The following is a 13,295-nucleotide window of genomic DNA, read 5'->3' on the forward strand; positions in this document are numbered from 1 at the left end:
TCCCCGTGTGCGCTGCGCGGCCAGGGCCGTGCTTGCCTGCCCTCCCTGCCATCGTGCCATGTTCCCCGCGTCCGGTCGTGGACGCGGGGAACATGCGACACGTTGTCCCGCTGCTACGCGGTCGCGCCTACTCGGCAGCCTTATCGCGCGTCTTGGCGCGCGAGCGCTCCCGGGCGCGGGTGGTGGAGTCGAGGATGACCTTGCGCACCCGCACGATATCGGGGCCCACCTCGACGCATTCGTCGGAGCCACAGAACTCGAGCGCGCCCTCGAGATCGAGCCGGGTCGCCCGCTGCAGGCGCTCGAGCTCGTCACCGGTGGAGGAGCGCATGTTGGTGAGCTTCTTCTCCTTGGTGATGTTGACGTCGAGGTCCTCGGCGCGGGGGTTCTCGCCCACGACCATGCCCTCGTAGCAGGTATCACCGGGCTCGACGAAGAAGCGCCCACGGTCCTGGAGCGTCTGCAGCGCGAAGTTGGTGATCGCGCCCGCGCGGTCCGCGACGAGCGAGCCGGTGTGGCGGCTGCGGATCTCGCCCGCCCAGGGCTCGTAGCCGTTCGAGTGGTTGTTGGCGATGCCGGTGCCGCGGGTCTCGGTGAGGAACGCTGTGCGGAACCCGATCAGGCCGCGCGCGGGGACGATGAACTCCATGCGCACCCAGCCCTGGCCGTGGTTGTGCATCTTCTCCATGCGGCCCTTGCGTGCGGCCATCAGCTGGGTGACCGCGCCGAGATGCTCCTCGGGGACGTCGATGGTGAGCAGCTCGAAAGGCTCGTGGAGCTTGCCGTTGACGGTGCGGGTGACCACCTGCGGCTTGCCGACGGTCATCTCGAATCCCTCGCGGCGCATCGTCTCGACGAGGATCGCGAGCGCGAGCTCGCCACGTCCCTGCACCTCCCAGGAGTCCGGGCGCTCGGTGGGCAGCACGCGCAGCGATACGTTGCCGATGAGCTCCTGGTCGAGCCGGGCCTTGAGCAGTCGAGCGGTGAGCTTGGTGCCGCCGTTGCGTCCCGCGAGCGGCGAGCCGTTGGTGCCGATGGTCACCGAGATCGCGGGCTCGTCGACGGTGATGCGCGGCAGCGCGACCGGGTTCGCGGCGTCGGCGAGGGTATCGCCGATCATGATCTCCTCGATGCCAGCGACCGCGACGATATCGCCGGCCACTGCCTCATCGGCGGGGACGCGGGTGACGCCCTCGGTGCGCAGCAGCTCGGTGAGGCGCACGTTCTTCACCTCGCCGTTGCTCCGTAGCCAGGCAACGGTCTGTCCCTTGCGCATGGTGCCGTTGTAGATGCGGACCAGCGCGATGCGGCCGAGGAAGGCAGAAGCATCAAGGTTGGTGACGTGGGCCTGCAGCGAGGCATCGGGGTCCGCGACGGGTGCCGGGACATGCTCGAGGAGCAGGTCGAACAGCGGCTGGATGTCGGGGGAATCGGGCTCCTCGCCGTCCTCGGGCTGGGTCAGGCTGGCCTTGCCGGACCGCGCGCACGCGTAGATGACGGGCATCTCGAGGGCGTGCTCCGCGGCGGCCGAGGCCTTCTCGTCCTCGAGGTCGCTCGCGAGATCGAGCAGGAGGTCGTGGACCTCGTCGACGACCTCGGTGATGCGGGCGTCGGGACGGTCGGTCTTGTTCACGGCGAGGATCACCGGGAGCGACGACTCGAGCGCCTTGCGCAGCACGAAGCGGGTCTGCGGGAGCGGTCCCTCGCTCGCATCGACGAGCAGGACGACGGCATCGACCATCGAGAGCCCGCGCTCGACCTCGCCACCGAAGTCGGCGTGGCCCGGGGTGTCGATCACGTTGATGATCACTTCGGAGCCGTCGGGGTTGACGCGCCGTACCGCGGTGTTCTTGGCGAGAATGGTGATGCCCTTCTCGCGCTCGAGATCGCCGGAGTCCATGACTCGCTCGACGAGCTCCTCGCGCTCGGCGAAGGCCCCTGACTGGCGCAGCATCGCGTCGACCAGCGTTGTCTTGCCGTGGTCGACGTGCGCGACGATCGCGATGTTGCGGAAGGCTGGGGTGCGGGTATCAGCCGAGGTGGACGACACACAAGCTCCTGTACATGATTGAGGCGCCCCGGTCGTGCTGGTCGCGCCAGGGGGCGCGCCGGGGCCGGGACGTAGTGAAGAGTCGGTCGCTCATCCGACTGCCCGCGTGGGCATGGTCGATGATGCTTCCGATGGGTGACCAGCACCGAGGATACCCGCTAGGGGCCGCAAGGGCTCAATCGAGCATCTCAAGATCAGTTAGCCCAACCTACATAAGCGAGGCTATGCTTAGTTGACGCACCGGGTCCCCGACCACCGCCAACCACACTGGAGCACCACACGATGGGCAAGGTCAAAGCCTCGAAAGTCAGCAGCCTCAAGCCAAAGAAGAAGTGCTGCCGCTCCAAGACCCGATGCATGCGCTGCCCCTACGTCGTCGCGAAGATGAAGAAGCTCGAGTCCAACGGGGTCAAGGGCAGCGACCTGAAGAAGGAGCTCAAGCGCGTTCGCGCGGCCTGAGCAGCACGCGCAGGCACTCGACGAGCGCCCGATCGCTCGGCACCCAGGCAAGGTCATCGAGCGCCTCGCTGCCGATCCACGCCACCTCCTGGTGCTCGATCGCCTCCGGCTCGCCCGAGACCCACTCCGCCGCGTAGGCGCGCAGCACCAGCCGCTCGCCGATGAGGACCTCCGGACCCACGCGCTCGCCCGCCACCACCACGATCGCTAGCTCCTCGGCGAGCTCCCGCTCCACCGCCGCTCGAGACGCCTCCCCCGGCTCGGTCTTCCCGCCCGGCAGCTCCCACAGCCCTGCGAGCTCCGGCGGCGCCGAGCGCCGCGCCACGAGCAGCTGGCCCTCTCGCACCACGGCTCCCGCAACGACCTCGCGGCGCTGGTCATCCCGGCCCTGGTCATCCCGGAACTGGTCGCTCAAGCGCGGGTCACCCATGCGCCGTCGCCCCGTCGAGCGCGGCGCCATTCGCTGCACCACGATGCGCGATCAGCCCGGTCCGGCGCCCGTCCAGGCCGAGCCGGATCGCCTGTCCCGGCTCGGCGTCGTCGTGGAGCGTGCCCACCGCACCGAGCTCCGTGCGACCACCCGGCATGTCCTCCACCGCCACGCGCAGGCGCAGCCCATCGGGCATCACCACCCGGGACAGGACGGTCGCCGAGACTGGCCCATGCGGGGCGATGGTGAGCGAGTGCTGCCCCAGCGCCAGAACCGCAGGCCCATCCGGGGCATCCACGCCCACCGCTCCGAGGACGCAGCGCGCCACTCCGTGCCGCACATCCGCGTCAAGGAACGCCTCGAAGCCGAGGAAGCGTGCCACGGCCCGGTCCGCGGGGCGGCGCCATAGGTCCCGCGGGGCCGCGACCTGATGGATGCGCCCGTCGATGAGCACGGCGATGCGATCGGCAAGGAAGGCGGCCTCGCTGTGGTCATGGGTCACCACGATCGTCGGCGTCCGGTGCGTGGTCACGATGTCTCGCACGTCGGTGGCCAGGCGGTCCCGCAGGCCACGGTCGAGCGCCGAGAGCGGCTCGTCGAGCAGCAGCAGGCGCGGGCGCGGCGCGAGCGCCCGGGCGAGCGCGACCCGTTGCGCCTCGCCCCCGGAGAGGCCGTGCACCCGGCGCGGCCCGAAGCCGCTCATGCCCACCAGGTCCAGCAGCTCTGACACCCGGCCATCCTGCTCCGGGCGCGGCATCCTCTTGCCCGCATCGTCTTTCGCTAGCGCGAGGCCATACGCGATGTTCCCCGCCACGGACTTGTGCGGGAACAGCTGCCCGTCCTGGAACACCAGGCCGATGCGCCGCTTGTGCACCGGCACCGCGGCCAGGTCCTCCCCGCCGAGGGTGATCGAGCCGGACGCGATGGGCTCCAGCCCTGCCACGGCGCGCAGCACCGTCGTCTTGCCCGAGCCGGAAGGCCCGAGAAGCGCGAGCACATGCGCCTCGCCGGGAACCTCGAGCGTCACATCGTGCGCGGCGAGCGTGTCTCCGTAGCGCACCGTGATCCCTGTGAGCCGCAGCATTCAGAACTCCCCTATCTCGCCGACCCGAACGATCTCCACCACCGCGATGACCGCAGCGGTCAGCACGAGCAGCGCGACCGCGCCCGCCATCGCTACCGAATAGTTCTCTGCGCCGGGCCTGCTGATCAGTCGCCCGATGAGCACGGGCAGCGTCGGCTCGCCAGCGCGGGCCAGGAAGGACGTCGCGCCGAACTCGCCGAGGCTGACGATGAACGCGAACCCTGCCGCGACCGCGAACGACCGCCATGCCAGCGGCAGATCGATGCTCGTCCACACGCGCACCGGTGGCGCGCCCAGCACGCGCGCTCCTTCCCGGAGCCTCGGGTCCACCGCTCGCAGGGCAGGCAGCAGCACCCGCACGACCAGCGGGATCGCGATCAAGGCTTGCGCGATGGGAATCACCAGCGGCGAGGACCGCAGATCACCCGGCAGCCGCCCCAGCGTGATGAGCAGGCCAAAGCCCACCGTCACCGCGCTGATGCCCAGCGGCGCGAGCAATGCCGCCTCCCCCGCGATCGACCATCGCCCCCGGGCCGCGGTGATCGCGACCGCCGCGAGCACGCCCAGCACTGTCGCGATCACGGCGGCATCGGTGGCGGTGCGCAACGACATCAGCATCGCGCCCCACGCCTCATGCTGCCCGCCCCGTCCCAGCAGCAGGCGGTAGCCCTCGAGGGTGAACCTGCCGCCGCGGCGCACGGAGGTCCACGCCAGCAGCAGTGGCGGCGCGACGAGCAGGGCCGCGACCATCGCGAGGACGAGCCCGACCGGCACCCACTGCGCACCGCGCGGCCGCGACTGCTGCCCAGCCGCCAGAGCGGCCTGCCCATCGCCCCGTTGACGGCGCCGCGCGAGGGTGGCGATCAGTATTGCCGCGCCGATGGTCAGCATCTGCAGGATCGACAGTGCCGCCGCGGCGCGCAGGTCGAACGCCTGAACGGTCTGCAGGTAGATCTCGGTCTCGAGGGTGCGATACCGGCTGCCACCGAGCACCAGCACCACACCGAAGCTCGTGGCGCTGAAGAGAAAGACGATCGCGGACGCGGACAGGATGGCGGGCCGCAGCGCCGGAAGCGTCACCGTGCGCCACGCCTGCCAGGGCGTGGCACCGAGCGTCCGCGCCGCTTGCTCGGCCCGCCGATCGAGGGTGGACCAGACGGAGCCGACCGTGCGCGCGATCACGGCGATATTGAAGAACACGTGGGCGACCAGGATGGCCCAGACGGTGCCGTCGAGGCCGAGGAACCCGAGGGGGCCCTGCGGCGCAAGAATGACCCGGAACAGGATTCCCACCACGACCGTGGGAAGCACGAACGGCACCGTCACCGCGATCCGGAGCACGAGGCGCCCCGGCAGGTCCACGCGCGCGAGAAGCCACGCCACGGGCAAGCCCGCCAGGATGGTCAGCAGCGTCGAGGCGAGCGCCTGCCCGATGGTGAACCCAGCGACGGCCCACACCTCGGGCTGGGCGAGGATCCGCAGCACCCCGAGCGGATCGAAGCCCCCTCCGGCGCCGGTGAGCCCGCGTTCCAGGATCGCGAGCACGGGCCAGGCGAAGAACACCGCGAGGAAGATCGCAGGGAGCACACCGAGCCACACGCCCGCAGGGATCCGGCGGGCGCCCCGGGTAGCCATCCTCGGTGCCACTACCCGAGCATGAGGTCGCGCCACTGGGAAATCCACTCGTCACGGTTCTCGCCGATGCGGCCGGGGTCCATCGACATCGGGTCGGTCGGCCGCGGGGCGTGCAGGTCGAAGGCCTCGGGCAGCGGGGTGCCGTCCACGACGGGCAGCACATACATGCTCTCGGGCAGTGCTTCCTGCACTTCCGGACCCAGCAGGAACTCGATCAGCTCGCCCGCGGCCTCCTCGTTCGCTGTTCCCGCGACGATCCCGGCGTACTCGATCTGGCGGAAGCAGGTCTCGGGCAGCGCCCGCGTGGGCGGGGCAGCGCCGTCTGGCCCGGCCTCCGCGGGTGGCGAGGTGGCGTAGGAAACGACGATGGGACGGGGGCCCTCGCCCGCGGATCCGGAGAACTCGACCGTGTATGCCTGCGTCCAGCCGTCGACGACGAGCACGCCGTTGTCGCGCAACCGCGTCCAATAGTCCTGCCAGCCAGGCTCGCCGTGCTCCTCGATGGTCGCGAGGAGGAAGGCCAGGCCCGGCGACGAGGTCGCGGGATTCTGCACCACGGCCAGATCCCGGTAGCGGGGGTCGGCGAGGTCATCGAGGCTGGCGGGCTCGGGGATGCCGCGCTCAGCGAAGTAGCGGGTATCGATGTTGAGGCACACGTCGCCGTAGTCGATGGGAGTGAGCACCGGGTCGCTGCCCGGGTAGGCGAAGCGTTCGGGCACGGGCGTGCGCGCCTCGTAGGGCTCGAGCACGTCCTCGGCGACAGCGCGCGAGGCAAACGTGTTGTCGATGCCGAAGACCACGTCACCGATCGGCCGATCGCGGGAGAGCGCTAGACCCGTGACGAGTTGCCCGGCATCGCCCTGCGGACGATGGTCGATGGTGAGGCCGGTCTCCGCCTCGAAGGCGTCGAGCACATCCTCGGGCAGGTAGAAGGAGTCGTGCGTCAGCAGCACCACGGTCCCTTCCGGATCGCCGTCACCGGAACCGATCGTGGAACAGCCTGCTAGGGCCGGAAGGAGCGCCGCGAGCGCGCAGCCCGCGACGGCAGCTCGATGTGGCGCGGCCATGGTGTCTTCCTCTCGCAGGGGTACGGCAAGCACCAACCATACGGGCAGAGGTGCCCGCGGGGGCATCGTGGCGCATTCCCCGCCGACTGCTCCATCTGGAGCGACCGGTACATCTTGCTTGTGATTGCTGTCACACTAGAAGGATGAGCGAGACTCTCGACGACGCCACGATCGACCAGTTCGTCAGCAGCATGGACGCGTGGCAGCGCGCCGGAGCATCCCTCCAGCGGACCGCCACCATGGCGAGCTTTCCCGAGGCCATCCAACTCGTCGACCGGGTCGCGGTCGTCGCCGAGGAGCTCGACCATCATCCTGACATGGACATCCGCTGGCGCACGGTCCACATCTCCTGCACGACCCACTCGGCAGGCGGGCTCACCCAGCGGGATCTCGAGCTCGCGCGCCGCATCGAGCCGATCATCGCCAGCATCGCAAGCCCCTAGGCATCGCGCTGGAACGGGGCAGTCCGCGCCCCAGGTTGCGAAGTGGGATGGATTCGGCTGAACTACAGCCAAGAGTTGGTAACGCTCCCGCAAACCCGGAACAGTGCCACCTCCATCCGTGAATCATGAACCCCACGCGTCGTGGTGCCCCTGACCGGAAGGTGCCACGGAGCTCAGCATCAGCGCGGCCGCGCTCGATCGTCGCCCAGCCTCGATGCTGCCCGCCATCGCACACCAGATCCGGCAGCTCGGGCGCTGCTGGGACGACCACCGGCCCCGGCCTCGATCACGACCACCGGCCCCGGCCTTAATGGAGACAAGGATGGAACCACGAGTGCTCCACATCCGAAAGTCGCGAACAACGCTTGCGGCACTGGCGATCACCGTCACCGCAGCCCTGTCGCTCCCCGGTATCAGTACCGCGCAACCGACGTTTCCGATCGTTCCCCCAGAGATCGACCTATCCGAGATCGATCCCGCGGCGCTCGAGATCCTGCCCGCGATCATCGGGTCCGCGGCAACCGGCGCTGAAGATGGCACCGAGGCCCAGGAAGAACTGCTCGCGACCCTCACCCGGCTGCTCGGCCAGCCGGGCGTGCCCGAGCAGGTCCAGGATGGAGCACGACGCATCGTGTCGTTCATCAGCGCCCCCGAGCCTGGGCAGGGCGGGCCATCGATCCCGACGGATGGGCCACCTATCCAGCAATTCCTCTACCCGACGATCGGGTTCGATTGCATCGGCCCGGGCCAGAGCGCGATCGCCACGGCCCTCGCGGTATCCGGCCCCGCCGACATCCCCGTTCCCGGCCCGCGCTCCCGCGAGGCGGCATTCGTCTTCACCGCGCTCGGCACGGGAGGGGCAACCAGCGAGGTTCCCGCCGATCCGCTCAGCGTGACCTGGTACAACATTGATTCCGGCCGAACGGGCACCACGATGCTCGACAACAGCGCAGGCATCAACGCGGACGGGCCAGCGACCTACACGGCCGTGTCCCGGACCGGCAGCGGCCGCATTCTCGCTACCATCCACGGCCAGGCCACCCTCCAGGGTCCGAACGGAACCCTGACCTGTGGATTCGCACCCACGGTCGGTCTATTCGTGGTCGAGTGACCCGAGACCGGCCCAGCAGATAGCCACACTGCCCGGGCATTTCCCAGGCAACCCTCGAGATCCCCGTCGGTGAACTATCCCGGCGGGGTTCTCGCTGCGTGATCGCCGTGGCGCGGGGGGCGCTCGGCCTAGAAGCCAGCTGGCTCAGCGAATGGCCTGATCAAGGACGCTCGGCGAGCTCCTCCTGATAGCCACGGATGCGCTCGGCGATCTCGTCGGCATCGGCCTCGCGGCCTTCCTTCCGGGCCTCGCTCTCGCGGACGCGCAGTTCCCGGATCGCGGTTCGGATGTCATTGATGCTCAGTACGTGATCCATGTCACAATGATGCCTTTTTTAGGCTTGGCCCGCCAGGCCTTCGACGACTTCGCCCAACCACACCTCATGGCCCGTGGCAGGGCTCGTGGCAGGGTTCGAGGTGAGGCACCCTGGCATCCCGCTGGACAACAGTTGGTCACTTCCCGCCAGCATCGTTAGCGAGTCGTTTACCGTGTGCTTAGCCGCCGCGCACGCGGCACATGCCCCTAACCGCAGCCAACAGAAAGCCGCCCCGAATGGACACACAACGCGAGGTATGGAGCGCGCGATCAGTCTTCATCCTGGCCGCGATCGGTTCCGCGGTCGGACTCGGCAATATCTGGCGCTTCCCGTTCGTCGCCTACGAGAATGGCGCCGGGGCATTCGTGATCCCGTACCTGATCGCGCTGCTCACCGCGGGCATCCCGCTGCTGTTCCTCGATTACGCCATCGGCCACAAGTTCCGCGGCTCCCCGCCACTGGCGTTCCGCCGGCTCGGCAAATGGACCGAAGCACTCGGCTGGTGGCAGGTCGGCATCTGCTTCGTCATCGCCGTCTACTACGCCGTCATCGTCGCCTGGGCCGTGCGGTACACCTTCTTCTCCATCGGGCGGGCCTGGGGCGATGATCCCGAGGGATTCCTGTTCAGCACCTTCCTCCAGCAGGAGGACGGCGCGCGCGTCGGCTTCGACCTCGTTCCCGGGGTCGCGATCCCCCTTGTGCTCGTCTGGCTAGCCACCCTCGCCGTCCTCGCCCTCGGCGTGCAGCGCGGCATCGGCAACTCGGCAAGGATCTTCGTGCCACTGCTTGTCGTGCTGTTCCTCGCGCTCGTGATCCGGTCGCTGTTCCTCGACGGCGCGGCCGAGGGCCTCAACGCCTTCTTCGACCCCGAGTGGAGCCTGCTGACCGACCCCACCGTGTGGATCGCCGCCTACGGGCAGATCTTCTTCTCGCTCTCCATCGCGTTCGGCATCATGATCACTTACGCCTCCTACCTGCGCATCCGCACGAACCTCACGGGCTCCGGCATGGTCGTGGCATTCTCCAACAGCAGCTTCGAGATCCTCGCCGGCATCGGTGTCTTCGCGGCCCTCGGCTACATGGCCAGCGTCGCGAGCGTGCCTGTCGACGAAGTGGTCGGCGGTGGCATCGGCCTCGCGTTCATCGCGTTCCCCCAGATCATCTCCGTGATGCCCGGCGGATCAGTCTTCGGGGCACTGTTCTTCCTCTGCCTCGTCTTCGCGGGATTCACCTCGCTCATCTCGATCGTGCAAGTCGTGATCTCCGCCGTGCAGGACAAGCTCGGCATCACTCGGATCCCGGCGGTGCTCGGCGTCGGCGGCGCCATGGCCGCATGCTCCATCGCCCTGTTCCCCACCACCACCGGCGTGGGCGTGCTCGATGTCGTCGACAAGTTCGTCAATAACCTCGGCATCGTCGGCGTCGCGCTCGTCACCGTCATCTCCGTCGCCTGGCTGCTGCGCCGCACCGGCGAGCTCGGCGATCACCTCAACGCGGTCTCGTCGTTCAGAGCGAACATCGTATGGCAGTTCTGCATCGTCGTCGCCACACCGATCGTGCTCAGCGCCATGCTGATCAGCGAGATCCGCACGCTCGCGGACGAGGGCTACGGCGGCTACCCGGACAGCTTCATCCTCACCCTCGGCTGGTCGGTCCAGGCCGTGCTGATCGGCTTCGCGATCATCCTCGCGCTGCTGCCCTGGCGGCGTGGCACCGACCTCGGCCATCCAGAATCCACCAAGTTCCTCGCGAAGGAAGGCCACCGATGACCACGACCGCGATCGTCATGATGATCATCTCGCTCACCATCGTCTGGGGCGGGCTCCTCGCGAGCCTCATCCACCTGCGCAGGAACCCCGACGGGGACGAGTAGCTAGATCGGCTCCGCGGCTGGCCCGGTTTTGCGGCTGGCCCGGTCCGCGGCTGGACCGGTCCGCCGCTAGTGGAAGCTTTTCCTCCTCGGAGCGGGAAAAGTTTCCACCAGCCGGGCTGCCTATGGTGCCAAGGCGGCCAGCTAGGCTCCGGCATCCGGGACGCGCACCCAGCCTGGACTACGGTCGCCAGGTATCGAGAATGCCGGCGAGCCGCTCGAGATCGGCACCGGTCATATCGATGTGCGGGCTCACCCGCAGCACACCGCGGGTGGCCTCCAGCGGTCCGCGCTCCGGACCCGCGTAGGTGGTCACGATGCGTGGAGAACCGTGGAGAAGGTGCTCTCGCAAACCCGCCACATCCTGGTCGCGGAATCCCTCGGGCGGGTGGAGCGTGGTCAAGGCCGAAGGCTCGTCATGCGGCTCGACCACCTGCCAGCCACCCCTTCCATCGAGAGATCCGCGCGAGACCTGCCCGATCGCATGCAGGCGCTCCCGCACGTGCAGTGGCCCGAGCCGCAGGTGCTCCTCGAGCGCCACCGCGAGTCCGACCCGCCCAGCGATGTATGCCTCCTGCGATTCCACCAGTGCCGCGCCCTCGCCGAGGAAACCCTCGCGCATCATCGCGAATCCGACGCCTCGCGGGCCACAGAGCCATTTCCGGCTCGTTCCGTAGACGGCATCAGCCTCGATGTGGCAATCGAGGTGCCCGAAGCCTTGCGCGGCGTCGACGATGACGGGGATGCCACGCTCGCGGCCCAGCCTGGCTAGCTCCCGTACTGGCTGCACGATGCCCCGGTGCGAACCGAGGTAGCACAGGTGCAGCAGCGCCGGGTGTTGCTGATCGAGCTGGTCAGCAGCGTGAGAAAGATCAAGCTGCCCGTGCTCGTCCCACGGATGGAGGACGGTCGGCTCGACCCCGAGGGCGCGGAGCTCGCGCAGGTTGGGCCCGAACTCGCACGGCAGCACCGCGACCTGCGATCCGGCGGGCAGCCGAAGAGCGAGCAGCATGGCGCGGAGCGCAGCGGTGGCGCTCTCGGTGAAGGCGACTTCATGGGGTTGACCGCCACCGAGTTCCGCGATGGCGCGGCGGGCACCGTCGATGCGCTCGGCGGCCTGCTCGTGCGCCACATAGCCACCCACGCGTGCCTCGAGGTCGAGATGATCGCGGATCGCTCCCCGCACCGCGCTGCTCATGCGTCCCGCAGCGGCACTGTCGAGATGGCTGGTTCCCGTGTCTTCCTGGGTCTCGCGCTTGGCTGCGTAGGCAGCAGCCAGGTCGTGATGCGGCAGGTGCGCGATGCTCATGGAGCAGACACTAGCGAGCGGCTTGCCCGCCCGCACCACACCATCCAGGCGAGCACTGTGATGGCTCCCGCGACGTAGACCAGGGCGACCCAAGCGAGCGGAGCGGGTTCGACGACCTCCCAGATGGTGGGCTGGAAGAAGCTCAGCACCCACGGCACCCCCACCAGGATCATCGCCGCCCACGCCGCGACGATGGCACGAGCTCCCGGCATCGCCGCGAACGGGCCCCGGAGCAGCCACAGCAGCAACGGGATCACCCACACCCAGTGGTGCGACCACGACACCGGCGAGATGAGCAGCCCCAGCAACTGCACGACAAGCAGGGTTCCCAGCACGTCATGGCGCGGGAGGGCCCGCCATGCCGCCCACGCCAGGGCGCACACCAGCACGACCGCGACGAGCCATACGATCCGGGCTGTGTTCTCCGGCATCCCGAAGCGGTGGGCGGCCCCGAACAAGGACTGGTTCCACACCGAGCCCGTCGGGCCAATCCGGTCAGCGTCACCGAAGTAGGAACCGATGTACTCGCGCGTCTCGTCCCGGATCACCAGCCACGAGACACCGACCGTCAGGAAGAACACCACAGCCGAGAACGCTGCGGCACCAAAGCGTCGCCGCGCGAGGAAGAACAGCCCCGTGATCGCTGGTGTCAGCTTGATGCCCGCCGCGATGCCGACCAGCGCGCCACCCAGCCACCACCGCGAGGTGCTCGCCGCCACTAGGACCAGCAGCACCAGGTAGACGTTGACCTGGCCGTAGTCGAGGGTGGTGCGCACCGGCTCGGTCCACAGGCCGACGCCCGTCCACAGCATTGCCTCCCGGCGACTGCCCGCACGGCTCGCGGCGCCGAGCATGCGCTGGCATAGGCGCACGACCGCGTAGAGCGCCGCAGCGATCCCCACCTGCCAGAGCAACGCCACCAACGTGAAGGGCAGCGCGCTCAGCGGGAAGAACACCAGCGCCGCGAACGGCGGATACGTGAAGGGCAGCGGGAACTCTGGAGTGTTCGTCGCATACCGGAAGGCATAGAGATCACCCATGGTGATCCGTGCAGCCCCGTCTACATAGACATGCAGATCGAGGAAGTTCGTCGCGTTCGGCACCAGCGCTGTCCACAGCAGGCGAGCCGCGAGCGCGACGGCGAGCACAAGCGGCGCCCACCGGAGCAGGCGCGCTACCGGTCGGTCGGAGGAGCTTGGGGTTGGCTCGCCCTGCGCTGGCTCACCCTGCGCTGGGCCGACCGACAGGGCGCTGCCGTCCACTACTCGTCCTCGCTGTCTCGCTGCATCGCGAAGCCCCAAGCCGGGGCGCGCATCGAAACTCCACGATAGCGAAGGCCACGCGGTCCGACAGCCCGGGAAACGCCAGCCGACAAGAGTCCGACGCTTCGGGAGCTCAGGACCCTGGCATTGTGGACGCCCCCGCAGAGGCAGGAACCAAGGAGAAAAACACGTCTTTGCGGGGGCGTGACACCGACTCTACGGGTGACTACCCGCAGTCAGCCTGCCTGCAGCATCATTC

General features: G+C 68.7%; 13 protein-coding genes. 5 read left to right on the forward strand and 8 right to left on the reverse strand.

What is annotated here, in order from left to right; all coding sequences use genetic code 11:
* Nucleotides 1-127: 127 nt before the first annotated feature.
* Nucleotides 128-2,050, reverse strand: coding sequence for a translational GTPase TypA (typA, locus tag QC765_RS04540; protein WP_278313239.1), 1,923 nt, complete (start codon nt 2,048-2,050; stop codon nt 128-130).
* 282 nt (nt 2,051-2,332) lie between these two features.
* On the opposite strand from typA, the gene QC765_RS04545 reads away from it, so the two are divergent.
* Nucleotides 2,333-2,509 (forward strand): hypothetical protein, encoded by a 177-nt coding sequence (locus QC765_RS04545; RefSeq protein WP_187774291.1) that lies wholly within the window; start codon nt 2,333-2,335, stop codon nt 2,507-2,509.
* On the opposite strand, the gene QC765_RS04550 is transcribed toward QC765_RS04545, so the two are convergent.
* From QC765_RS04550 to QC765_RS04565, 4 genes are read right to left on the reverse strand one after another with little or no spacing between them, the layout of a single operon-like run.
* Nucleotides 2,487-2,939: a (deoxy)nucleoside triphosphate pyrophosphohydrolase gene (locus tag QC765_RS04550; protein ID WP_278313240.1), complete on the reverse strand. Its 453-nt coding sequence runs from the start codon at nt 2,937-2,939 to the stop codon at nt 2,487-2,489. The two genes, QC765_RS04545 and QC765_RS04550, sit on opposite strands and share 23 nt — an antisense overlap.
* On the reverse strand, nt 2,932-4,023 hold the full coding sequence (locus tag QC765_RS04555) for an ABC transporter ATP-binding protein (protein WP_278313241.1): 1,092 nt from the start codon (nt 4,021-4,023) through the stop codon (nt 2,932-2,934). Before QC765_RS04555 ends, QC765_RS04550 begins: the two co-directional genes overlap by 8 nt.
* Nucleotides 4,024-5,670, reverse strand: a complete 1,647-nt coding sequence (locus QC765_RS04560; protein WP_278313242.1) for an ABC transporter permease — start codon at nt 5,668-5,670, stop codon at nt 4,024-4,026.
* Nucleotides 5,670-6,725 (reverse strand): thiamine ABC transporter substrate-binding protein, encoded by a 1,056-nt coding sequence (locus QC765_RS04565; RefSeq protein ID WP_278313243.1) that lies wholly within the window; start codon nt 6,723-6,725, stop codon nt 5,670-5,672. The genes QC765_RS04560 and QC765_RS04565 overlap by 1 nt, the downstream gene beginning before the upstream one ends.
* Before the next feature lie 143 nt (nt 6,726-6,868).
* Between QC765_RS04565 and QC765_RS04570 the strand changes: the two genes are divergently transcribed.
* Together QC765_RS04570 and QC765_RS04575 are read left to right on the forward strand one after the other, a co-directional pair.
* Nucleotides 6,869-7,168 carry a 4a-hydroxytetrahydrobiopterin dehydratase gene (locus tag QC765_RS04570; RefSeq protein WP_278313244.1) on the forward strand — a complete coding sequence of 100 codons (300 nt, stop codon included), beginning with the start codon at nt 6,869-6,871 and terminating at the stop codon, nt 7,166-7,168.
* Between the two features lie 322 nt (nt 7,169-7,490).
* Entirely contained in the window at nt 7,491-8,279 is a 789-nt protein-coding gene (locus QC765_RS04575; RefSeq protein ID WP_278313245.1) for an Rv1157c family protein, read from the forward strand.
* Nucleotides 8,280-8,439: 160 nt separating this feature from the next.
* Here the strand turns inward: QC765_RS04575 and QC765_RS04580 are convergent, their stop codons facing one another.
* Nucleotides 8,440-8,595: a hypothetical protein gene (locus tag QC765_RS04580; protein WP_278313246.1), complete on the reverse strand. Its 156-nt coding sequence runs from the start codon at nt 8,593-8,595 to the stop codon at nt 8,440-8,442.
* A gap of 236 nt (nt 8,596-8,831) precedes the next feature.
* Here QC765_RS04580 and QC765_RS04585 point away from each other — a divergent pair, with 236 nt between their 5' ends.
* The gene (locus tag QC765_RS04585) at nt 8,832-10,364 is read left to right on the forward strand and encodes a sodium-dependent transporter (protein ID WP_278313247.1); all 1,533 of its coding nucleotides are present in this window, start codon (nt 8,832-8,834) and stop codon (nt 10,362-10,364) included.
* The gene (locus QC765_RS04590; protein WP_278313248.1) at nt 10,361-10,468 is read left to right on the forward strand and encodes a methionine/alanine import family NSS transporter small subunit; all 108 of its coding nucleotides are present in this window, start codon (nt 10,361-10,363) and stop codon (nt 10,466-10,468) included. The genes QC765_RS04585 and QC765_RS04590 overlap by 4 nt, the downstream gene beginning before the upstream one ends.
* 178 nt (nt 10,469-10,646) lie before the next feature.
* Here the strand turns inward: QC765_RS04590 and QC765_RS04595 are convergent, their stop codons facing one another.
* Nucleotides 10,647-11,774, reverse strand: a complete 1,128-nt coding sequence (locus QC765_RS04595; protein WP_278313249.1) for an aminotransferase class V-fold PLP-dependent enzyme — start codon at nt 11,772-11,774, stop codon at nt 10,647-10,649.
* A complete protein-coding gene (locus QC765_RS04600; RefSeq protein ID WP_278313250.1) occupies nt 11,771-13,036 on the reverse strand; it encodes a mannosyltransferase in 1,266 nt (421 codons plus the stop codon). Before QC765_RS04600 ends, QC765_RS04595 begins: the two co-directional genes overlap by 4 nt.
* Nucleotides 13,037-13,295: the final 259 nt, after the last annotated feature.

Source organism: Hoyosella levis (genome assembly GCF_026008515.1).
Taxonomy (GTDB): domain Bacteria; phylum Actinomycetota; class Actinomycetes; order Mycobacteriales; family Mycobacteriaceae; genus Lolliginicoccus; species Lolliginicoccus levis.

Coding starts and splice junctions, on each gene's coding strand:
- QC765_RS04545 (WP_187774291.1), top strand. CDS start 2,333: ATGGGCAAGGTCAAAGCCTCGAAAGTCAGCAGCCTCAAGCCAAAGAAG.
- QC765_RS04550 (WP_278313240.1), bottom strand. CDS start 2,939: ATGGGTGACCCGCGCTTGAGCGACCAGTTCCGGGATGACCAGGGCCGG.
- QC765_RS04555 (WP_278313241.1), bottom strand. CDS start 4,023: ATGCTGCGGCTCACAGGGATCACGGTGCGCTACGGAGACACGCTCGCC.
- QC765_RS04565 (WP_278313243.1), bottom strand. CDS start 6,725: ATGGCCGCGCCACATCGAGCTGCCGTCGCGGGCTGCGCGCTCGCGGCG.
- QC765_RS04570 (WP_278313244.1), top strand. CDS start 6,869: ATGAGCGAGACTCTCGACGACGCCACGATCGACCAGTTCGTCAGCAGC.
- QC765_RS04575 (WP_278313245.1), top strand. CDS start 7,491: ATGGAACCACGAGTGCTCCACATCCGAAAGTCGCGAACAACGCTTGCG.
- QC765_RS04580 (WP_278313246.1), bottom strand. CDS start 8,595: ATGGATCACGTACTGAGCATCAATGACATCCGAACCGCGATCCGGGAA.
- QC765_RS04585 (WP_278313247.1), top strand. CDS start 8,832: ATGGACACACAACGCGAGGTATGGAGCGCGCGATCAGTCTTCATCCTG.
- QC765_RS04590 (WP_278313248.1), top strand. CDS start 10,361: ATGACCACGACCGCGATCGTCATGATGATCATCTCGCTCACCATCGTC.
- QC765_RS04595 (WP_278313249.1), bottom strand. CDS start 11,774: ATGAGCATCGCGCACCTGCCGCATCACGACCTGGCTGCTGCCTACGCA.